This is a genomic window from Shewanella sp. (genome assembly GCF_047975355.1).
GTDB lineage: Bacteria > Pseudomonadota > Gammaproteobacteria > Enterobacterales > Shewanellaceae > Shewanella.
On record NZ_JBKEDJ010000045.1, the window covers coordinates 54,304 to 75,473 of the forward strand.

Here is a 21,170-nt window from a genome sequence, read left to right on the forward strand (position 1 = left end):
TGTCGCCAGAATAGGCGTAACAGGCAAGGAGATGATTGAAATTAGTCATTGAAATGGTTACAAAGGACTTTACTGTTTAAGGGGATGTAAATAATGAAAATAAAATTAGCCACCTCTAGTTTAATTCTCTCGAGTGCACTTTTTATGTCACAAAATACCCATGCGAATGAAAAACCTTTTGCCATTGCGATCCACGGTGGCGCTGGCACCATTTCTAAGGCCAACCTCACTCCTGAGCTGCGTCAGGCCTACAAAGACAAGCTCAAAGAAGCCGTCGATAAAGGCTCAAAAGTGCTCGAACAAGGCGGTGATAGCTTAGTTGCGGTGCAAACCGCTATCAATGTATTGGAAAATAGCCCGCTGTTTAACGCCGGTGTCGGTTCGGTTTACACCTATGATGGCGGCCACGAGTTAGATGCTTCGATTATGGATGGTAAAACTATGAACGCTGGCGCGGTAGCTGGTGTGCGCCATATTGCTAATCCCATCGATTTGGCCTTAGCCGTGATGAATAAGTCTGAGCATGTGATGCTCGCGGGCGCTGGTGCAGAAGAGTTTGCCTTGACCCAAGGCTTTAAGCTGGTGCCTAACAGCCATTTCGATAGCGATGCCCGTTACCAGCAATTACTCGATGCTAGACAAAAGCTGCAGGCGGCTGAAAAGTCAGAGCAAATTGCAGGTGTTGAAATGACAGATCTCGATTATAAATTTGGCACCGTCGGCGCTGTCGCTTTAGATAAAAACGGCAACTTAGCGGCGGGCACTTCTACCGGCGGCATGACGGCCAAGCGCTTTGGTCGGATTGGGGATTCGCCTGTGATTGGGGCGGGTACCTATGCGGAAAACGGCGTTTGCGCCGTGTCGGCCACGGGACACGGTGAGTTCTTTATTCGCTACCAAGTGGCGGGCGATATCTGCGCTAAGGTGAAATACCAGCAAAAATCCATTATTCAAGCGGCGGATGAGGTGATTAATCAACGTCTTATCACCGCTGGCGGCACTGGCGGTGTGATTGCGGTCGACCACAGGGGCAATATTGCCACGCCATTTAATACCGAAGGTATGTACCGTGCCACCCGTAGCAATGGCGAGCCTGCCCAAGTGATGATTTGGCAGGATCAATAGACCCTAAGTGTTATTGCCTTAGCGCAGGATAAACGAGCGCTAAGGCAAATATCCTCAAAGTTTCTCCATTCCAAATGGCGTTTGTAGACCCAGCTTAACCCCATTTAATCGCACTTTTTGTCCGCCAAATTTCCATCCCGATAGCCAATAGATAAGCACAATCGATATTAATCGCTTACCTCTTGCGAGATTTTGACTAGACTCAAAGCGTAGGTGTGTAGAGTTGGTTAAAGGAAAGATTGGGGAGATTGCTATGGATTCTATAAAAATACGCGACCATATGGACCGTCAGCCCGTGCTGCTGCGCGCCAATATGTCGCTGGCTACTGCGGTTGAAAAACTGTTAGACAATAACAAGATGGGGGCCGCTGTTGTAGATGATAGTGGCAATTTGGTGGGCTTTTTATCCCAGCAGGATTGCTTAGCCGTGATGCTAAAGAGCAGTTATCACTGTGATATGACCTCAGTCGTTAAAGACTGTATGCGCACCGAAGTGCTGTTTGTCGGTCCCGACGACAGTATTTTGCAATTAGCAGAGCAAATGCTTGGACCTAAACCTAAGATTTATCCCGTGGTAGAGCAGGGTAAAGTCGTTGGCACTATTAATCGCACCAATGTGCTGCGAGCCATGAATGTGTATATGCAGCAGTGTTATCTGGCACCCGCCTAAGCTGTTATTTCGGGAGCTGATTTTCCAGCGATTTACCGCGGTTTTCGGAAAATTAGCCATACCAATAAACCACGTTCCTTGCTAGGATCGCCATTTTTGATGCTAGCAATGGAATTTGGTTTTGAACTCTGACAAACATCCGCTATCGAGCGACTTTCTCAAGCAGTGCTTTCAAAGTGATGCCTCGCGGATCCGCCGCCGTTTATTTAAGCTCAATAAAGAAGCCGATTCTGATAAGAAAAACCAAGAGTTAGCCAAACTTGCCGAACAGGCGCAAGCAGCGTTCGAAAAGGTCGAGCAGCGTCTTAAGGCGCGCCCGAAAATCCAATACTCAGATAATTTGCCCGTTAGCGGCATGCGCGAAGAGATCGCTAAAGCCATCAGTGAACACCAAGTGGTGATCATTGCGGGTGAAACTGGTTCGGGTAAAACCACTCAGCTCCCCAAAATCTGTTTAGAACTAGGCTTAGGTAGCCGCGGGTTTATTGGCCATACCCAGCCGCGCCGTTTAGCGGCACGCAGCGTGGCGACACGTGTTGCCGAAGAATTACAAAGTCCGCTCGGCGAAGTGGTGGGCTTTAAGGTGCGTTTTGCCGATGCCTTAAAGAGTGAATCCTATATCAAGCTGATGACTGACGGGATTTTACTGGCGGAGCTCACCTCGGATCGTTATTTAGATCAATATGATACTATCATCATCGACGAGGCGCACGAGCGCAGCCTCAACATCGATTTTATCTTGGGTTACCTCAAGCAAATTCTGAAAAAACGCCCCGATCTTAAGATCATCATCACCTCGGCGACTATCGATGTTGAGCGTTTTTCTAAGCATTTCAATAATGCACCTATTATCGAAGTCTCTGGCCGGACGTATCCGGTGGAAACCCGTTATCGCCCGCTGGTGCAAGATACCGAAGCGGATCTCGACCAAATCGAAGGGATTTTTGCCGCCGTCGATGAGTTAGTCGCCGAAGGCTTGGGCGATATTCTGATCTTTATGAACGGCGAGCGCGAAATTCGCGATACCGCCGAGCAGTTAAATCGTCGCAATTACCGCGATACCGAGATTTTGCCGCTGTATGCGCGCCTCTCCTACGGTGAGCAGTCTAAGGTGTTTAGCAGCCATACTGGGCGTCGCATCGTGCTTGCGACGAACGTAGCGGAAACGTCGCTGACAGTCCCTGGTATACGTTATGTGATTGACCCAGGGACAGCGCGGATCAGCCGTTACAGTTATCGCACTAAGGTGCAGCGCTTGCCGATCGAGCCGATTTCACAGGCCAGTGCCAATCAGCGTCAAGGCCGCTGCGGCCGTGTTGGCCCGGGTATTTGTATTCGTTTATACGATGAGGCAGATTTTAACAGTCGTCCCGCGTTTACCGATCCCGAAATCCTACGCACAAACTTAGCCTCGGTGATTTTACAGATGCTCGCCATCGGCCTTGGCGATATTGCAGCTTTCCCCTTTATTGAGCCGCCCGATCCGCGTCATATTCGTGATGGCTTCTTATTGCTTGAGGAATTACAAGCCGTTAAGCAGCAGAAGGGCAATGTAGTGTTAACGCCGCTTGGGCGTCAGCTATCGCAGATCCCGGTGGATCCGCGTTTAGCGCGTATGGTGGTGGAGAGTCATCAGCTGGGCTGTTTGCAGGAAGTGCTAGTGATCGCCGCGGGTCTGTCGATTCAAGATCCCCGCGAGCGTCCCATGGATAAAAAGCAGGCGTCCGATGAGGCCCATCGCCGTTTTGCCGACCCCCATTCAGATTTTGTTAGCTGGGTGAATCTATGGCAGCACTTAAAAGAGCAGCAAAAGGAATTATCCGCGAGCCAGTTCCGTAAAAAATGCCGCGACGAGTACTTAGCCTACCTGCGTGTGCGCGAATGGCAGGATTTATATACTCAGCTAAAACAAGCGGTTCACGATTTAAAGTGGCGCTTAAACGACACACCAGCCAACTACGATGCGCTACACCGTGCGCTGTTATCGGGTCTGCTCAGCCATATCGGCTTTAAGGACAATAACAACGAATACTTAGGCGCGCGCAATCGTAAGTTTTTTGTGTTCCCAGGTTCACCGCTGGCGAAAAAAGGCCCTAAATGGATTATGGCGGCGGAGTTGACCGAAACCTCTAAGCTGTTTGCTCGTTGTTGCGCCAAAATTGAGCCAGAGTGGCTCGAGCCGTTAGCGGCGCATCTGATTAAGAAGAATCACCTAGAGCCGCATTTTGAGGCGAAACAGGGCAGTGTGATTGCCTTTGAAAACCAAGTACTCTACGGTTTGACCGTAGTGCATCGCCGCCGCGTGCAATACGGGCCGATTAATCCTGTTGAAGCGCGGGAAATATTTATCCGTAGCGCGCTCGCCGAAGGGCAATTACAGACCAAAGAAGCCTTTTTTATCGCTAACCAAAAGTTATTGGAAGACGTCGAAGCACTCGAGCACAAGTCCCGTCGCCGCGATATTTTAGTCGATGAACAAGTGTTGATGGACTTTTATGAGCCGCGTATCCCCGAAGGTATCTATAACGCGCCTAAGTTCTTTAGCTGGTGGAAGGAAGCGCGCCGAACTCAACCCGATCTGCTCGATTTTAATAAGTCACTGCTCATGCAGCGCAGTGCCGATCACATATCGGCGCTCGATTTCCTCGATACTTGGCACAAGGGCAATATTCGCCTACAACTGAGTTATCACTTTGATCCAGCTGCGAGTGATGATGGCGTCTCTGTGCATATTCCGGTGGCGCTACTTAATCAAATCGATGATACCGATTTCGATTGGCTGGTGGCGGGAATGCGTGAGGAGAAATGCGTCGCGCTAATTAAATCCCTGCCAAAGGGGCTGAGACGTAACTTTGTGCCTGCGCCCGATTATGCCCGTGCCTGCGTGCAGGCGATGCAGCCCTTTAGCACCAGTTTACTCGACGCCATGTGCAAACAGCTGCTGCGTATGAGTGGCACCCGCGTCAATCCCGAAGATTTTGATGTTTCGCAGATGCCAGCGCATTTGCAGATGAACTTTAAGATTGAGGACGACAAGGGCAAATTAGTGGCACAGGGGCGGGTACTCGATACCTTGAAGGCCGAGTTACAGGGCGTGGTCGCGAAGGCGATTCGTCAAGTGGCGGATAAGGGGATTGAAAAGGAAGCGCTCATCGAGTGGTCCTTCGGCGACTTACCTAAGCAATTTGAGCAGCGTAAGGGTAACTATCAAGTGCGGGCTTTCCCCGCATTGATTGACGATAAAGATTCAGTTGCCATCAAATTATTTGATGATGAATTTGAGGCACAGGCAGCGCATCGTCAAGGTCTACGTCGCTTGTTGTTACTCAACATACCTTCACCCGTAAAACACCTGCAACAGGCACTGCCCAACAAGGCCAAACTGGCGATGTATTTCAATCCATTTGGCCAAGTGCAAATTTTAATTGATGACATTATTGCCGCAGCGGTGCAGCAATTGCTTGATGAAAAGGCGCTGGATGTGCGCGATGCCGCTCAGTTCGAGCAAGCCAAGGATTGGGTGCGCCAAGAGCTGAACCCTACAGCCGAGCAAATTGCGCTTAAGGTGGAACAAATCCTGACGCTTTATCAAGGCATTAAAAAGCGGACTAAGGGTAAAATTAGCTTAGATATCGCTTTTGCGATGAGTGATATTCAAAGCCAATTAGATCAATTAGTGTTCAAGGGGTTTGTCGAAGCCTGCGGTTGGAAGCGTTTAGCCGATGTGGCGCGTTACTTAAAAGCGATTGAAATCCGCATCGATAAATTACCTGTAGACCCGACACGTGACCGCTTGCACATGCAGAGTCTCACTAAAGTGCAGGAGGCTTTAGCGGCGCAGCTTGCTAAGGTGTCACGCTCACAGCCCGTGCCTGCGGCACTTATTGAAGCGCGGTGGATGATTGAAGAATACCGTGTGTCTTGCTTTGCCCAGGCGCTGGGAACGGCTTATCCCATCTCGGAAAAACGCATCTTAAACCATATTATGCTGAGCTAATGCGTAGACGTGATACTGATTGAATGAGTTGATTCAATAAGTTGAGCGTTACATTTCATCTGTAAAATCAAAAGCCGAACCTTAGGGTTCGGTTTATTAGCTGTGTTTTTCGCAGCTTTCACTCAGTAAAACCTATTTGCGATCAAACGCTTTGGCGGTGATGATTATTCACCACGGCACGATTAAAAGACCGCTTAGCCTAATGGGCATATACAAATTCTTTGCCAAACAGTTTGGCACAATTGCGCGTTTAACGACTTAAGATTGGACTGGTTATCGAGCAAATGAAATAGGGGATTTGACTGTAGTTTGACTGAACTTATCATGACGAAAATAGCCACTTGCTCGATGCATTAGGTCGATTTACTTGATGTTAGGGTCTTTCCTATACTCCTTTTACCTACCCCTTTGTACTCCTTAAGGTATATTTTGTTTAAAAAATACCCTTTCAGCTTGCGTAGTACCTATCATTTTCCCATGCTTTAGTAATTGGTTAATAAAAAAACATAACCAATCAATCGTTTTACAATCTAAAAAAACGCTTAAAAACCATGATCTAACTAAATCTATCGTCAAATTGATGATCTGGATCAAGCATCCAAGGGTTTACCGATTTGGAGGTATACAGTTTGTTAACACCTTAACGCTATGATCATTTTGTCGATCAAAGATGCAATAGAAATACCTATAAATCCTGCCTTGGTCAGAGTCTACATTGCAGGAACGAACCTCTTGGAGGACGCATGAGTGCTAACAGCGCAGCAGAAAAATCCTTAGAACTGAAGATCTTTATCTTTTTAACCGTATTTCTCGCCCCCCTCTTATCCGTGTTGATGGTAAGCGGGTTGGGATTCGCCATATGGTTTAGTCAAATCTTCACTGGCCCACCGGGGGCAGGTTGAGTCAGTACAGAATAATAACAACAGAATAAAACGGAGTGTCGGATGAGCAAAGAGCTTCATATCACGAGTCTGGTGGTGCAAGTCATGCCACATAAAATGGCGGATGTTAGGCAACACATTATGACGATTGAAAATGCCGAACTCTCTGTCAATAACGAAGTGAAACTCGTTGTCGTACTTGAAGGTGACTCCCAACGTGCCTTGATGGACGGTATCGAACAGATAAATGCCATTCCTGGCGTCTTGTCCGCCACTATGGTTTACCACCAGAGTGAAGAGCTCGAAGAGGGTGAAGAATGAACATGAATAGACGTGACTTTATCAAAGCAAATGCGGTGATTGCAGCGGCGGGTGCCGCAGGTTTAGCGCTGCCGGCATCGGCGAGCAACTTAATCACCAGCTCAGAGCAAACCAAATTAGAGTGGAATAAAGCGCCTTGCCGTTTCTGCGGTACGGGGTGTTCTGTGATTGTTGCGACCCGTGATGGCAAAGTGGTTGCCACCCATGGGGATGCCAACAGCGAAGTGAACCGCGGCCTTAACTGTATTAAGGGATACTTCCTGTCGAAAATTATGTACGGCAGCGATCGTTTGACCACACCAATGCTCAGAATGACCAACGGCAAATACGACAAACACGGTGAATTTACTCCCATTAGCTGGGATAGCGCCTTCGACATCATGGCGCAAAAATGGAAAGAAACCCTAAAAGCCAAAGGCCCAACCGCCGTTGGTATGTTTGGCTCGGGCCAGTGGACCGTTTGGGAAGGCTACGCCGCGGTTAAACTGATGAAGGCGGGCTTTGGCTCTAACAACATTGATCCGAATGCGCGCCACTGTATGGCGTCTGCCGTAGTGGGCTTTATGCGTACCTTCGGTATTGATGAACCTATGGGTTGTTACGATGATATGGAAGCGGCCGATGCCTTTGTGCTTTGGGGCTCGAATATGGCTGAAATGCACCCCATCCTTTGGACGCGTGTTACTGACCGTCGTCTGAGTGCACCCCATGTAAAAGTGGCCGTGCTTTCTACCTTCGAGCACCGTTCATTCGATTTAGCGGATATCCCGATGGTGTTCACGCCGCAAACCGACTTAGCCATCCTTAACTTTATCGCTAACTACATCATTCAAAACGATAAAGTAAACTGGGACTTTGTGAAGAAGCACGTTAACTTCCACCAAGGTACTACGGATATTGGCTATGGTTTACGTCCAACCCACCCATTAGAGCAGAAAGCCAAAAATGTGAAAACGGCAGGGGATTCTACTCCGATTGATTTCGATACCTTCAAGGCCTTTGTCGCCGAATATACGGTGGAGAAGGTCAGTAAGATGTCGGGTGTGCCTGAGGCTAAATTGATTGAATTGGCCAAACTCTATGCCGATCCTAATACCAAGGTCACCTCGTTCTGGACCATGGGCTTTAACCAACATACCCGCGGCGTGTGGTGTAATAACCTTATTTATAACATCCACTTACTGACTGGTAAGATTTCGACTCCCGGTAACAGCCCGTTCTCGTTAACCGGTCAACCTTCAGCCTGTGGTACGGCCCGTGAAGTGGGGACTTTCTCCCACCGTCTACCCGCCGACATGGTGGTGACTAACCCTGAGCATAGAAAACACGCCGAAGAAATTTGGAAGATCCCAAGTGGCATTATTCCGCCAAAACCCGGTTATCACGCCGTAGAACAAAACCGCCGCTTAAAAGATGGCGACTTGAACTGCTACTGGGTGCAAGTGAACAACAATATGCAGGCAGGCCCGAACATCAATGAGGAAGGTTTACCTGGCTATCGAAATCCCGCCAACTTTATTGTGGTATCCGATGCGTACCCAACGGTCACGACCCAAGCTGCGGATTTAATTCTGCCGACTGCCATGTGGGTCGAAAAAGAGGGCGCCTATGGTAATGCCGAGCGTCGTACTCAGTTCTGGCACCAGATGGTACAGGCGCCGGGCGAATCCCACTCGGATCTGTGGCAGTTGATGGAGTTCTCTAAGCGCTTCACCACAGACGAAGTTTGGTCGAAGGAAGTGTTAGAGGCTAACCCACAATTTAAGGGCAAAACCTTATTTGAAGTGCTGTACCAAAACGGCAATGTGGATAAGTTCCCACTGACAGATACCGATCCTAAGTATTTGAACAACGAAGCGAAACATTTTGGCTTCTACGTCCAAAAAGGCCTGTTTGAAGAATACGCGACCTTCGGCCGCGGCCATGGCCACGATTTAGCACCCTTCGAGGCTTACCATGAAGCCCATGGTCTTCGCTGGCCAGTGGTCGATGGTAAAGAAACCAAATGGCGTTTCCGTGAGGGGAGTGATCCCTATGTCAAAGCTGGCACAGGCTTCGAGTTCTACGGTAAGCCCGATGGTCGCGCGGTGATCTTTGCCTTGCCCTATGAGCCGCCAGCGGAGTCTCCGGATGAAGAGTTCGATATTTGGCTATCGACAGGCCGTGTGCTCGAACATTGGCATTCAGGTTCGATGACGCAGCGTGTCCCTGAGCTTTATCGTGCCTTCCCTGATGCCGTGTGTTTTATGCACCCAGAAGATGCGAAAAAACGCGGATTACGCCGTGGTGATGAGGTTCGAGTGATATCACGCCGTGGTGAAATCAAGACGCGAGTCGAAACCCGTGGCCGTAACAAGCCGCCTGTGGGCCTAGTATTTGTACCTTGGTTCGATGCCAGTCAGCTCATTAATAAAGTCACCTTGGATGCGACAGATCCACTGTCAAAACAAACCGACTTTAAGAAATGCGCCGTGAAAATCGTCAAGGTATAAGGAGTACAGGATGAAAACATTCAAATTAGTCTCAGCATTTAGTGCGCTTGCCTTCTCCACCCTGATGATGACAAGCGTGACTGCGGCGAACATTCCTGAGGATAAGATCGATACCTTACGTCAGGCGCCAATCAACGTTGAGCCAACGCCACCCGCGATGCAGGCGGTTCTGAACAAAGATATCAAAGAGATGCGTAACTATCCGATGCAGCCACCGGTGATCCCGCACAAGATCGACGGCTATCAGCTCGATCTTAAGGTCAACAAGTGTATGTCCTGCCATGCCAGACACCGCACGGGGGACTCCCAGGCGCCTATGGTCAGCGTGACTCACTATATGGATAGGGATAACAACTTCTTAGCCGAGCTTTCGCCAAGACGTTACTTCTGCACTCAGTGCCATGTGCCGCAACTGGATGCCAAATTACTGGTCGAAAACGACTTTGTGGATATGGATCATCTGATTAAAGCCAACACTGAGCAGAAAAAACACTAGGAGTCAGCATGTTAGATAAACTTAAAAAGATCTGGCAAGTTCTCAATCGTCCGAGTGTGCATTACAGTTTAGGGTTTTTAACCTTAGGTGGTTTTGTGGCGGGGGTGATCTTCTGGGGGGGCTTTAACACCGCGCTTGAAGCTACCAACAAAGAAGCCTTCTGTATCGGTTGCCATGAAATGGAAAATAACGTCTATCAAGAGTTACAGTCGACTATCCATTTCACGAACCGCAGTGGTGTGCGTGCGACTTGTCCTGACTGCCACGTGCCGCACAACTGGACCGATAAGATTGCCCGTAAGATGCAGGCATCGAAAGAAGTGTGGGGTAAAGTGTTTGGTACCATCAATACCCGCGAAAAGTTTGAGAACAAACGTCGCGAGCTGGCCGAACATGAATGGGAGCGGTTAAAGGCAAACGACTCGCTTGAGTGCCGTAACTGCCATAACTTTACCTATATGGACTTTACTAGACAGTCGCCACGCGCCGCCCAGATGCACTCGACATCCTTGGCCAGTGGTGAGAAAACCTGTATCGATTGCCATAAAGGGATTGCTCACCATCTTCCCGATATGGCCGGGGTTGAAGGCTTCTAAACTCGACTCACATACCATCTCCAGCCAAAGGCCAAGTGCTCTCCACACTTGGCCTTTTTTATGGCGTAGATAAATCGTATGTGGCATAAGGCGGGATTGAGTTCGCTATCGCTTTTTCTGACTCGCTTCAGCCCCATTGCGCGTTATTAGGGGACTACTGACAATTAACTCTGCAAGCTGTAAGTAGACCAAATTTTAGTAATGCTACTGAGTTTCGAAAGGATTATGACATTTATAATGTGTCTAACGGGCTAGTTGTCCCCGCAAAATGTTGGCCAAGTACATGTGTATAGATTTGTGTGGTACTAACGTCGTTGTGGCCCAGTAACTCTTGAACACTTCTTATATCACGACCAGCTTGAAGCAAATGGGTTGCGAAGCTATGCCTAAACGTATGGCAGGTGACGCGTTTATTCATTTGAATATTATGCACGGCATTCCCGAGCGCTTTACGAATAACACTTTGATGTAAATGATGCCTGCAAAGTGTTCCTGTATAAGGATTGATACAGGTTGTGCTGGAAGGGAAAATAAACATCCACCCGTGTTGCCTAAACGCATTGGGATACTTGCGTTCTAATGCATTTGGCAGAGATGGACCTATCCCTTGTAGGTTGTCATTCTGTTGAATTTTAATAGCCTTTTCAATATATGTAGTGAGCTTTTCTGCGCATCTATGGCTGAGGATGGTTTGCCTATCTTTATGTCCTTTACCGTCTCTAACGGTCAGCGAAGCTCTCTCAATATCAATATCTTGGATACGTAACCTGAGGCATTCTGAAACTCTTAGTCCACTACCATAGAGTAGTTCTATTATTAGCCTATCGCGGCCAACAAGTTCATTTAGTATTAGTGAGATTTCTGATGGGGATAACACAGTCGGTAAATGTCTCTGTTTAGTGGCATAGCAAAAACCTAAATCCCCAAGCTCATGGTGCAAATGTTTCTGATACAAATAGGCTAATGCGTTAAGTGCAATTTTTTGTGTGTTGATGGCCACATTTCGTTGATTGCCAAGGAAGGTTAAAAATTGTGTCACTTCTTTCGTTCCCATTGTTTCAGGGTGACGCTTGTCGTGAAAGTTAATAAAGGCCTTGATCCAATACAGATAGGTTTTTTCCGTTCTAATACTGTAACCACGCATACGCATTTCTTCTTGAAGGCCGCTTAGAAATGGGCTTTTTAGACTCATGATAACCCTTGCTCTTAAATACTGTTATTTTATACAGTATTATTTAAGATTCCCGGATATCAAGGAAAATAGTGAAAAAATTTTGCGCGTTTGCACGTGTGCTAATTCATATAATTATTTTATATCAATATGTTATGTGTTTGCGGTTTGAGATAATAGGTTTGGAAAACGCGCATGCGCATTTTTCCAGATAGTATATTTGAAGAGAAGCTGATAAGTTATTTGCAATACAAGTAGTTAACTGTGCGCGTTTTCACTGGTCCAACGAGGTAAACGCGCATGCGCACTAATAAAATGTTATGATTTTTATTGGAGTATATACGTGACAATTAGTTGGTTAGAAATCTTTTCAATTGTATCTTCTTTGGTCTCATTGATTATCGGTGGTTTTGCTATTTGGTTATCTGTGCAGTTTTACAAAATGTCAGCAAGAAGTTCTGAAAAACTAGAACAGTCTTCAAATAACATATCTAATGCCACTGAGCGCTTAGAGATGCTGTTTGATAAATTGTATTCTGATACATTTTCTATGGTTAAGGATACGATGAATGATATGAGGCAGCATGTATGGAACTCTGATTCTGTTTTGAGCAAAGAAGAAGATAGAATTAACAAATTAAGAGAAGACCTAACAAAGGAAATTAACGCAGAATTGTCCAAAAAGCTAAAGGGACAGAATATTCCAAATATTGAAAGTAAAATAGAGGAACTGGTTGGTAAAGCTTTGCACAATTCCGTTTCATATGAGAGTGAACAAGGCTCAGTACAGTTATTAGAAACTATTACGAGGTTTGCCAATATGGGAAGAAAGATTACATTAACTTCATTGTGCGATCATCTTTCTGTCGAGGAAGATTCAATCGTTGGAAAATTGTTCCACTTCAAGAAGCAAGGCGTTATAGATTGGAGTGGAAGTTCACTGAGTGGAAATACTCTGATAACGTTCACTGGTTCAAAATCATAACAAACGCCTCAAGAGGGACTGTCAACGCGTGGCGTTTCCAGTCCCAATGAGCCGCTGTGGTTGCAGTTGTTGTGTTTGAGTTTTGTGGTAATGCGTTGTCAGCCCCTTAGGCGGGCGTTAGAGGCCACATCAATGTCCGGCGTTTTCCACATCAGACTAATGTTCGAATGGGGCGGAGGCTCTTTGTGGTGTGGAAATGAAGCCGCACTAAAAGAATTTGATGTCGGCCCAGTGGAAGACAAATTACCCCTAAGCAATGCAATGCTCGAACGGTTAAATGCATTATCGCAATGGCACGACACCGCCTTAAATTGGGAATATCCACCCGACCCAGGCCCTTGAAGCACCGATGAATATGCAAAGTTTGAGGCCGAAGCACTTACTTTCTTATCGGAACTTCAGGCAGAGCTTGGCCCTGAATTTGAAGTAGTTTATGAACCGAGTTAAGTGGCATCTAACTAGTGGTTCAAATCGCTCGCTCCGCTCGCTGGGACGGGCTAAAGCCCGCCCCTTAACCAAACGTTAGGCACTATGAATACGCTCATCTGCGAATCCAGACTAATGATCCTTGCGAACCGTATAGGGGTAATGTCTCTAGACGAATTAGCTGCATGGGCGGATGAAAAAATACTGAATACAAACGAACCTCCTAGCTTCATCATAGATATTGCTTTAGGAGAAATACCCGAAAGCCCCCGGGAACTAGATATCGTTCGCAACGAAATGGGTGTACTTGAGTGCTCGCAGTTGGCACAGATGATTTCAGAAAAGCTTTATAAAAAAGAAATCGACCTAAACGAGTTTGGGCTTCAATGTTATAAATTAGCTCTAATCGCGAAAGATCGTCCTCGCGAATTACTTCATTGGATTTCGGACGAAATCTATTTATGCAATGAAGGGGTCAAGTCTTTTCCAGAATCTGAAGCAATGATCAAAGGCGCAATCAATGAAATCGTGGCAATTAGCGCCTAACAATGCGCTCAACTGCCGCTCACTTCGTTCGCTGGACAGCCAAAAGCTACGCTTTTGTCTGCCCGTTAGCTTAATCGTTAGGTATTTCTGGAGTTGGTCATTAAATTTTTAGTTCAGGCGATCCAAAATCAAAGAAACCTCCAGCCTAAATATTACAAAATTACATCTTATGTTGGTGCAATTGGCTGCGCTCTGGGGCTAGCTTTCTTTTCGTGGCAATTTGAAAACTTGTTCGCTGTACTTAACTTAGATACTAGTGTTCCACTCCGTCAAATGGCTTCTGGTGTTGTATTTACTGGTTTAGTCGTAATGATCGTAAGTTTCGCTTTTGCTGTTTATTTTGGCGCTGTATTAGTTGCATTAATCTTTTCATTTTTTGCAGTGCTTTCAGGTAGGTTTAATGTAAAGCAGGCATTTGATTATGTATTTCTGTTTAAATACCCAGAGTCGTGGTATAAAAATACCTAACAAGCTAATTAATAAGGACAAAAAACAGTTGGCTGTTTTCGTTCCTCAACATTTTAGCCAACAATTTTTTGCCCATTATTAGGGCGTTATGGTTACTAAGGAAGTTTCGTGCGAATTTTAATTGCTCTCTTGTTTTTACCTTTGGCTGTGTTAGCAGGCGAGTCTAGACTCGTGAAACAATTTTTTGGCCAAGATGGCATTAAAAATAAAAGAGAAGTATATGCCGGTGAAATGTTGGAACATTATCTGGATAGACCCACTTTGGGCGAGACTTTGCCCAAAGGTATCGAGGTTAGCCTGAGAGCGCTTGAAAAAAATCCTCAAAGAGAGATTTATGCTGTATTGCTCTCAAAAGATGGTAGATCTCAAGACTGGTATATCTATTTAGTAAATGACCAAAACAAATGGAAAATTTCAGCAGTCAGGAATCTAGCATTACCAGGTTTGTTCTTTATGGTTTTGCAAGAGGTACAAATCAAAGCCAATCGAACAAAAGAAGAGGAGCATCAATATCAGAATATGCTACTTACTTTGCAATTAGATTCCGAGCTTAAAGAATTCTTGCATAAAAATATTGATAGCCTAAATACGATAGCCTTGGAGGCTAAAACAAGCCAGGAAAAGGCTACTGAATCCGCCAAACATTTAAATCTTAATTTTGTAGGCTATGAGTCAACCAGCGGCATCGTTGACGTCAACATAGGTGGGATTCTGGATAATTCAGTTGGGTATTTGTTTGTGCCAACTGGAACCGAAGTGCCAAAAATGTCAGACGATAATTATATCTATATTGAGCATATCGTTGGAAATTGGTATGTGTACAAGACAACGTAACCATAACAAAGCCAGCCAGAGGGACAGCCAAACCGCTGCGCGCTTTGTCTGCCCCTGCTGGCGGCGTTATGGAGTAATGCATGAACGTAGCACGTGATCTTCATAATAGATGGCTTGGTGGTGAACAGATTGCAGGTGTGAAATTTTCAATGAATGACTATGTCGTGATTGCATCTGGACGCCACGCCGGTCTATCTGGGTCTGTTGTGTCTGTAATTAAATTTGAGCCTAACCCACCTTACGTTGTAGAAACAGAAAAAAATGGGGACATTGAGGTCAGGGAAAGTGAAATTCACCATCCATAACAAGCGGTTGCAACGCCGCTCCAGCGCTTCGCGCTTACAAACTGCGGTTGAACCGAACGTTATATGCCTAAGGAAAGTTATGGTTAGCCAGCAAGCTATCTGCGCTAAATTTGAAGCGGAATTTGCGCCTTGTAACAGCGGCGATAAGCTAGGTATTGCGATTGAAACTATCGGTAAATTTCCTATCAATGGTCTGCGCCACATAGCTGAAAATGGAACTTGTGGTTGGTATATTTGGTGTGGTGAAGAACTTAGTGATGATGCAGATTTCTTTAAACCTCTGCACGTAAGTCACATCAGTAAGTACTTACCGGAAATTGAACAGTATCTTGGCTTGCCTTCTGGATATAGGTTTTTGGTTGCTACTGGTGTTGAGGATGTATGGCATGATCCTTCGCTTATCGGCATATAACAAGTTACTAAATTTCGTTCCGGCCACAAACAGCGTGGCCTCCACGGGACTGCCTACGCTACGCTGCGGCAGCCCATTAGTAATGCGTTAGCTTATCGGATAGAACGATGCTTTTAGAAAGATTAGAGAATTCATTAAATAAAGCGCTGCAGGAATCTTTAAGCTCTAGTTATTCAAAACCAAGATTTCTTCATTCTGCTAGAAGTAAAGCTTGGGTTAAACACCTTGCAGATTCATTTCGAAATGACTATCAGAAGACAGAATACCGAGTTTTTTCAGCAGATTATTCTCATAACAGAGGTGAATTTAAACTAAACGAATTGCTTTTTGATATCAGTGTCGTGAAAGTAATGACTTTATCTTCGGCATCAGGCCATAAACAGCTATCGTGTGTTGAGAGCATGGAGTGGGCTATTGAAAGCGAATTTCAAAAGAATGATAGCCGTGCATCGATAATCGATTTTAGTAAATTGGTAATGGCGCGCTCAAAAAACAAGCTATTAATACTTCCCCAAAGTAGTCAGATCAAAGAGTGGGCACTTTTAATATTAAGTAAGGCTGTTCCAGAAGATGGGGATAACTACTTTCTTGCATTTGTACCTCATCCTGATAGCTGGGAATCAAACACTAGAATTGAATTGTATTGTCATGGTAAAGATGGCTGGGAAGGAATAAGCTAACAAGCGCGTGCATGTGACCTTCGGCATTTGTCACCAAATTTGCTGGCGCAAATTTAGCGCCAAATACCTCGGCCCGTGACGCGGGCGTTAACCCATAGACATTTTTACCCTAAATTCACCTGATACAGCTGACGTCCCGATACGCTTTTGTCCCTTTCCACGCGCTCTTGCTTCGGCTTGTATGACACTTGAATACGTGAGGCACGTTCTTATCCAACGCATTTTAGTGGCGAGTATAAATCTTTATTATTCAATGCTTCATCTTTGCTGTGAAAGATTGGGGGTATACGCCAAGCTAGGCCGAAACGTTATTTCTCTCCCACAAAAAAGGCGCTAGTGCGCCTTTTTTGAGGAATAAATCTGGGGAGTAAAACAGCTCGCTTAGCGTTTATCCTGCTCAACTTGGGTTGATTTATCGCCATTCTCATTCGCCACATCCGCAGAATTATCTGCCTCGGGTGAGGAATTCGCTCGATTATCGGTCTTCAACTGTTTCTCTTTATCGTGCTGACCAAACTGTGGCAGTTTGAATTTGGCACTGTATTTCAGTGCGGCAAGATTGCTGGCAATCACTCCGACCACCAAAATAATAATGATCCACACTTCTAAGCTCGACATGACAACTCCTTATTGAGCAACGCCCTGATTAATCAACGGCTAAACGTTGTTCACACTTACGAATATCTTCCGGCGTGTCAACTTCGATAGAGTCGAAGGCGCTGATGGCGACTTTGATCTTATGGCCATGTTCTAAGGCACGTAGCTGCTCTAATTTTTCCAGATCTTCGAGGCGACCTAAGGGGAGGGCGGCGAAGGCTTGCACGAATCTGCGGGTGTAAGCATACACGCCTAAGTGCTTGTAAACTGGATAATCTTTGGTATCGCGGCCGAAGGGAATACGTGCGCGGGAGAAATACAGCGCGTAATAGTCGTTATCGAACACCATCTTCACATGCATAGGGTCGTCAAGTTCGGCTTTGTTGACAATTTCATAGCCGAGGGTCGCCATTTCAAACTCGCCTGGATGGCGTTCGAAGAGGCTGATCACTTGCTCGATGGAAGTCGGGTCGATTAGCGGTTGGTCGCCTTGAAGGTTGATGACTAAATCGTCATCCTTCAAACCTAATTGGTTAATCGCATCATTGATACGGTCTGTGCCCGATGCTGCATCAGGGCTGGTCATGACCACTTTACCACCGAAGCCTTCAACAGCGCTTTTGATGCGCTCATCATCGGTTGCAACATAAATATTGGTGAGGCCTTTGGCTAACGACGCGCGTTCGTACACGTGTTGGATCATCGGCTTGCCGTTAATCGGGGCTAAGGGCTTGCCCGGGAAGCGGCTTGAACCGTAACGCGCCGGGATTAACAGAGTCACATTCATTAAATTATCCTAATTTATCAAAGATATGCAGTGTAGATAGACAAAAGGGCTCACAACGAGCCCTTGTCATCTGCTTGAGAGCTTAAATGCGACGGAACAGAGCAGTCAACATTTCGTCAGTGACTTTCTCTTCCCATGTTGGGCCGTACACGTTTGCCCATAATGGCCCCATGCTCTTAGTCACGGCAACCATTTTCGCGATGGTTTCATCTGGCAGATCTTTACAGATGTTCTTCGGCAGAGTGATGTTGTGCTTCTTCATCATCAGACGGAATTCAGCCACACCTTCTGGGTAGAATTCTTCTAACACGTCGAAGGCGATACAGTTACCGATACCATGGTGGTAGCCGAGGATGTAAGACAGACCATAAGATACCGCGTGGCATGCACCCACTTGGCTGTAAGCGATACTCATGCCACCCATAAATGACGCCATCATCAGCTTGTCGTCTTTTTCTGGGTGATCTTCTAAGTACACTTGGCGGCAAAGCTCCATGGCTTTTTCGGCGTATGACTTAGAGAATTCGTTTAAGAAGGTACCTTCTAATGATTCAACGCAGTGGATATAGCAATCCATACCTGTGTAGAACCATTGGTCAGTTTCAACACCTTCGATTAACTCAGAGTCCATGATGATTTGGTCGAACACTGTGTAATCTGAGTTCAGACCCAGTTTACGCACTGGACCACACAATACTGCTGTGCGTGACGCTTCAGCACCGGTACCTGAAATCGTTGGAATACCAATGTGGTGAACCGCTGGGTTTTTGATTAAATCCCAACCTTGGTACATGGCAGAGCCGCCTGGGTTGGTCAGCATCAGCGATACCGCTTTTGCGACGTCCATGGTTGAACCGCCACCTAGACCCACTACGCTAACCGGTTGTTTGCCGTTGAAGGCTTGCACTTGTTCGGTCAGGGTGTCGATTTGCACTGTGCTTGGCTCATCATCTACGTTAACCCAAATCAGTAAGTCTTGGGCTTTCACTGGGATGCGTGCTTCGAGTGGTTTGCCTTGGTGAACGTCATCGACTAAAAATACCACGAAGTCATCGTCGGCCTTACGCTGTGCAGCTAATACTTCGTCTAATTGTGCGAAGGAGCCACGACCGAAGATCATCTTTTCAACTACTTTAAAATTTTTAAAACTCATTGCAAAAACTCCCGTTTAATTATTGGGCAAATGCTTTCTTAATGTTTTCAATACGCTCGGCAATCTGAGCATCGGTCCAAGACAATTTAATGAGCATGGAAATAGTGCGGCTCATAATGGCATCAGATTTCGGCACAGAAATTTGAGTATAGTCAGGTCTGTCGGCGATTAATGTGATTGGCAACGCAGCAGGGGCCTTAAGCTCCTGAATGTGTTTCCAGTTTTTCAGATAATGCCAGTTGTTCACGTACCAGTAGAAGCAACCGTCAACGCCATTCTCAGCCAGTTTTTTGCTGATCTCTTGGGTACGCGCTTCTGTTGGTAACATAAAGCTTAAGAAGCCCGCTGAATCACCCTCTGGATCGGGGATTTCGCGGAAGCTGACTTCAGGAATGCTCGCCATCGCTTCTTTAATGACTTTTTTGTTTTTACGTTGAATGTCGATAATGGTATCGAGTTTACGTAATTGGGCCAAACCTAAGGCCGCGTTCATTTCAGAGATACGGAAGTTCAGACCCATAATTGGGTGTGACTCGGCGCCACGGTCTTTACCAATATGGTCATGGCCGTGATCGGAGAACATATGGGCGTGATCGTAAATTTCGGTGTTATTGGTGATCACCGCGCCGCCTTCACCACAGGTAATGGTTTTAACAGAATCGAAAGAGTAACAACCGACATCACCGATAGTGCCTAGGGCTTGGCCCTTGTAGCTACCGCCAATGGCTTGGCAAGCATCTTCTAACAATACGATGTTGTGCTTAGCGCAGACGGCTTTGATTTCGTCCATCTTGGCCATAGAGCCACACATGTGTACTAAGTTCACCGCTTTAGTACGTGGGGTGATCGCCGCTTCAATACCTTCTGGTGATAGACACAGTGTCTCGTCGATTTCGGCAAAAATTGGCACAGCACCAGCCATGAAAATCGCTTCTACAGAAGCAACAAAGGTAAAAGGTGGCACGATAACTTCGTCGCCAGCACCAATGCCTGCCGCCATTAAGGCTGTTTGCAGCGCAGCAGTACCGCTAGATAAGAGGTGAGCATGCTTAACATTCATTTTCTCGCAGAGCAGTTGCTCCATATCGCGAGTCTTCCAGCGATCATTACGCATATGGTCGAAGTTATAACGGAAGGTAAAGCCGTGCTCCATCACATCGGCGACTTCTTGCTTTTCTTCTGGACCAAATAATTCAAAACCGGGCATGGAAGGTATCTCCTTAGAATTTGTGGCGCATGGTCGCGCTGCAATTAACTGGCGGATTATAACTGGGCTAAAGATCCCTTGCGATGTTTTATTGATGAAAATAAGGTCATGTTGACGTTTCGAGCTTAGATTTTGCTCACTTAACACTGTGTTATTGCATGTGTTCGTGCTTGCTAGCCCGTAAAGCTCGATTTAGTGGAAGAGTCAGTGGGATAAGTGTGGAATAAAACAGATGCTTATTTTCATTAGGTCAATCTTGCTTGCAGATTTGGTTTTAGCTATGGATTGCCATTGATGTTGCATGCATCAAAACAAAAACCTGCACGGGGCAGGTTTTGATGGGTAAACCCAGCGCGAATCGCGCTTTGATACTGAGGCAAGATTAGAGCTTTTGCGCGCGATCGACAGTCACATCAAGATCGGTCAATAGGCCGTTATCTATACCGTAAATCCAGCCATGCACCGCCAACTCTTGGCCGCGGGCCCAAGCTTCCTGCACGATAGTGCTGCTGGTAACGTTGGAAACCTGCTCAACCACGTTAAGTTCGCATAGGCGATCAAAACGTTTAGCTTCATCCATCTGCATTAACTCATCGTGATGGAGACGATACACATCGCGTAAATGGCCAAGCCAATTGTCGATAAGCCCTAAGCGTTGATTCCCCATGGCGGCACGCACACCACCACAGCCGTAATGACCTACGACCATAATATGCTTCACCTTAAGCACATCGATAGCGTATTGCAGTACTGATAGACAGTTAAGATCGGTGTGGATCACCATGTTGGCAATATTGCGGTGAACGAAGACTTCGCCCGGCATTAAATCGATGATTTGGTTAGAAGGTACTCGGCTGTCGGAACAACCAATCCAGAGGTATTCAGGGTTTTGCTGTTTCGCCAGTTGTTCAAAAAAATCAGGGTGCTCTTGGCGAATGCGTCCGGCCCAGCGGCGGTTGTTATCGAATAAGGGTTTAAGTAGTTTCATTTTAACCTATTGTTTTATTGACATATTAAAATG

At 46.2% G+C, this 21,170-nt stretch carries 22 protein-coding genes; 16 read left to right on the forward strand and 6 right to left on the reverse strand.

What is annotated here, in order from left to right; all coding sequences use genetic code 11:
• Positions 1-93: 93 nt before the first annotated feature.
• From ACK5NH_RS13395 to ACK5NH_RS13430, 8 genes are all read left to right on the forward strand, one after another.
• On the forward strand, positions 94-1,125 hold the full coding sequence (locus ACK5NH_RS13395; RefSeq protein WP_416920810.1) for an isoaspartyl peptidase/L-asparaginase family protein: 1,032 nt from the start codon (positions 94-96) through the stop codon (positions 1,123-1,125).
• Between the two features lie 253 nt (positions 1,126-1,378).
• Complete coding sequence (locus ACK5NH_RS13400; protein ID WP_416920812.1) at positions 1,379-1,795, forward strand: CBS domain-containing protein; 417 nt, start codon at positions 1,379-1,381, stop codon at positions 1,793-1,795.
• 121 nt (positions 1,796-1,916) lie between these two features.
• Positions 1,917-5,792 (forward strand): ATP-dependent RNA helicase HrpA, encoded by a 3,876-nt coding sequence (gene hrpA, locus ACK5NH_RS13405; RefSeq protein WP_416920814.1) that lies wholly within the window; start codon positions 1,917-1,919, stop codon positions 5,790-5,792.
• Between the two features lie 743 nt (positions 5,793-6,535).
• Positions 6,536-6,694, forward strand: coding sequence for a periplasmic nitrate reductase, NapE protein (locus tag ACK5NH_RS13410; protein ID WP_416920816.1), 159 nt, complete (start codon positions 6,536-6,538; stop codon positions 6,692-6,694).
• A gap of 42 nt (positions 6,695-6,736) precedes the next feature.
• Positions 6,737-6,994: a chaperone NapD gene (locus ACK5NH_RS13415; protein WP_011622612.1), complete on the forward strand. Its 258-nt coding sequence runs from the start codon at positions 6,737-6,739 to the stop codon at positions 6,992-6,994.
• 2 nt (positions 6,995-6,996) lie between these two features.
• Positions 6,997-9,486 (forward strand): nitrate reductase catalytic subunit NapA, encoded by a 2,490-nt coding sequence (napA, locus tag ACK5NH_RS13420; RefSeq protein WP_416920904.1) that lies wholly within the window; start codon positions 6,997-6,999, stop codon positions 9,484-9,486.
• Between the two features lie 10 nt (positions 9,487-9,496).
• Positions 9,497-9,982 carry a nitrate reductase cytochrome c-type subunit gene (locus tag ACK5NH_RS13425; protein ID WP_416920818.1) on the forward strand — a complete coding sequence of 162 codons (486 nt, stop codon included), beginning with the start codon at positions 9,497-9,499 and terminating at the stop codon, positions 9,980-9,982.
• Positions 9,983-9,990: 8 nt separating this feature from the next.
• Positions 9,991-10,578, forward strand: a complete 588-nt coding sequence (locus ACK5NH_RS13430) for a cytochrome c3 family protein (RefSeq protein WP_011626281.1) — start codon at positions 9,991-9,993, stop codon at positions 10,576-10,578.
• A gap of 232 nt (positions 10,579-10,810) precedes the next feature.
• On the opposite strand, the gene ACK5NH_RS13435 is transcribed toward ACK5NH_RS13430, so the two are convergent.
• The gene (locus ACK5NH_RS13435; RefSeq protein ID WP_416920821.1) at positions 10,811-11,770 is read right to left on the reverse strand and encodes an integron integrase; all 960 of its coding nucleotides are present in this window, start codon (positions 11,768-11,770) and stop codon (positions 10,811-10,813) included.
• A gap of 322 nt (positions 11,771-12,092) precedes the next feature.
• On the opposite strand from ACK5NH_RS13435, the gene ACK5NH_RS13440 reads away from it, so the two are divergent.
• The 8 genes from ACK5NH_RS13440 to ACK5NH_RS13475 all read left to right on the forward strand — a co-directional run bounded on the left by ACK5NH_RS13440 (position 12,093) and on the right by ACK5NH_RS13475 (position 16,405).
• Positions 12,093-12,734, forward strand: a complete 642-nt coding sequence (locus ACK5NH_RS13440; RefSeq protein WP_416920823.1) for a hypothetical protein — start codon at positions 12,093-12,095, stop codon at positions 12,732-12,734.
• Positions 12,735-12,917: 183 nt separating this feature from the next.
• The gene (locus ACK5NH_RS13445; RefSeq protein ID WP_416920824.1) at positions 12,918-13,076 is read left to right on the forward strand and encodes a hypothetical protein; all 159 of its coding nucleotides are present in this window, start codon (positions 12,918-12,920) and stop codon (positions 13,074-13,076) included.
• Positions 13,077-13,265: 189 nt separating this feature from the next.
• Positions 13,266-13,706, forward strand: a complete 441-nt coding sequence (locus tag ACK5NH_RS13450; protein ID WP_416920826.1) for a hypothetical protein — start codon at positions 13,266-13,268, stop codon at positions 13,704-13,706.
• 93 nt (positions 13,707-13,799) lie between these two features.
• Entirely contained in the window at positions 13,800-14,174 is a 375-nt protein-coding gene (locus tag ACK5NH_RS13455) for a hypothetical protein (protein WP_416920828.1), read from the forward strand.
• Positions 14,175-14,282: 108 nt separating this feature from the next.
• Complete coding sequence (locus ACK5NH_RS13460; protein WP_416920830.1) at positions 14,283-15,008, forward strand: hypothetical protein; 726 nt, start codon at positions 14,283-14,285, stop codon at positions 15,006-15,008.
• A gap of 80 nt (positions 15,009-15,088) precedes the next feature.
• Complete coding sequence (locus ACK5NH_RS13465; protein ID WP_416920832.1) at positions 15,089-15,313, forward strand: hypothetical protein; 225 nt, start codon at positions 15,089-15,091, stop codon at positions 15,311-15,313.
• A 79-nt stretch (positions 15,314-15,392) separates the two neighbouring features.
• Positions 15,393-15,725, forward strand: a complete 333-nt coding sequence (locus ACK5NH_RS13470; RefSeq protein ID WP_416920834.1) for a hypothetical protein — start codon at positions 15,393-15,395, stop codon at positions 15,723-15,725.
• A 107-nt stretch (positions 15,726-15,832) separates the two neighbouring features.
• Positions 15,833-16,405 carry a hypothetical protein gene (locus tag ACK5NH_RS13475; RefSeq protein ID WP_416920836.1) on the forward strand — a complete coding sequence of 191 codons (573 nt, stop codon included), beginning with the start codon at positions 15,833-15,835 and terminating at the stop codon, positions 16,403-16,405.
• Positions 16,406-16,786: 381 nt separating this feature from the next.
• Here the strand turns inward: ACK5NH_RS13475 and ACK5NH_RS13480 are convergent, their stop codons facing one another.
• The 5 genes from ACK5NH_RS13480 to can all read right to left on the reverse strand — a co-directional run bounded on the left by ACK5NH_RS13480 (position 16,787) and on the right by can (position 21,137).
• Positions 16,787-17,023, reverse strand: a complete 237-nt coding sequence (locus ACK5NH_RS13480; protein ID WP_416920838.1) for a DUF2897 family protein — start codon at positions 17,021-17,023, stop codon at positions 16,787-16,789.
• A 28-nt stretch (positions 17,024-17,051) separates the two neighbouring features.
• Positions 17,052-17,789: an 8-amino-3,8-dideoxy-manno-octulosonate cytidylyltransferase KdsB gene (gene kdsB / locus ACK5NH_RS13485; RefSeq protein ID WP_011622622.1), complete on the reverse strand. Its 738-nt coding sequence runs from the start codon at positions 17,787-17,789 to the stop codon at positions 17,052-17,054.
• An 82-nt stretch (positions 17,790-17,871) separates the two neighbouring features.
• Positions 17,872-18,942 (reverse strand): 3-deoxy-alpha-D-manno-octulosonate 8-oxidase KdnB, encoded by a 1,071-nt coding sequence (gene kdnB, locus ACK5NH_RS13490; protein ID WP_011716905.1) that lies wholly within the window; start codon positions 18,940-18,942, stop codon positions 17,872-17,874.
• Between the two features lie 19 nt (positions 18,943-18,961).
• Positions 18,962-20,149 carry an 8-amino-3,8-dideoxy-alpha-D-manno-octulosonate transaminase KdnA gene (gene kdnA / locus ACK5NH_RS13495; RefSeq protein ID WP_011716906.1) on the reverse strand — a complete coding sequence of 396 codons (1,188 nt, stop codon included), beginning with the start codon at positions 20,147-20,149 and terminating at the stop codon, positions 18,962-18,964.
• Positions 20,150-20,531: 382 nt separating this feature from the next.
• Entirely contained in the window at positions 20,532-21,137 is a 606-nt protein-coding gene (gene can / locus ACK5NH_RS13500; RefSeq protein WP_416920841.1) for a carbonate dehydratase, read from the reverse strand.
• Between the last annotated feature and the right edge of the window lie 33 nt (positions 21,138-21,170).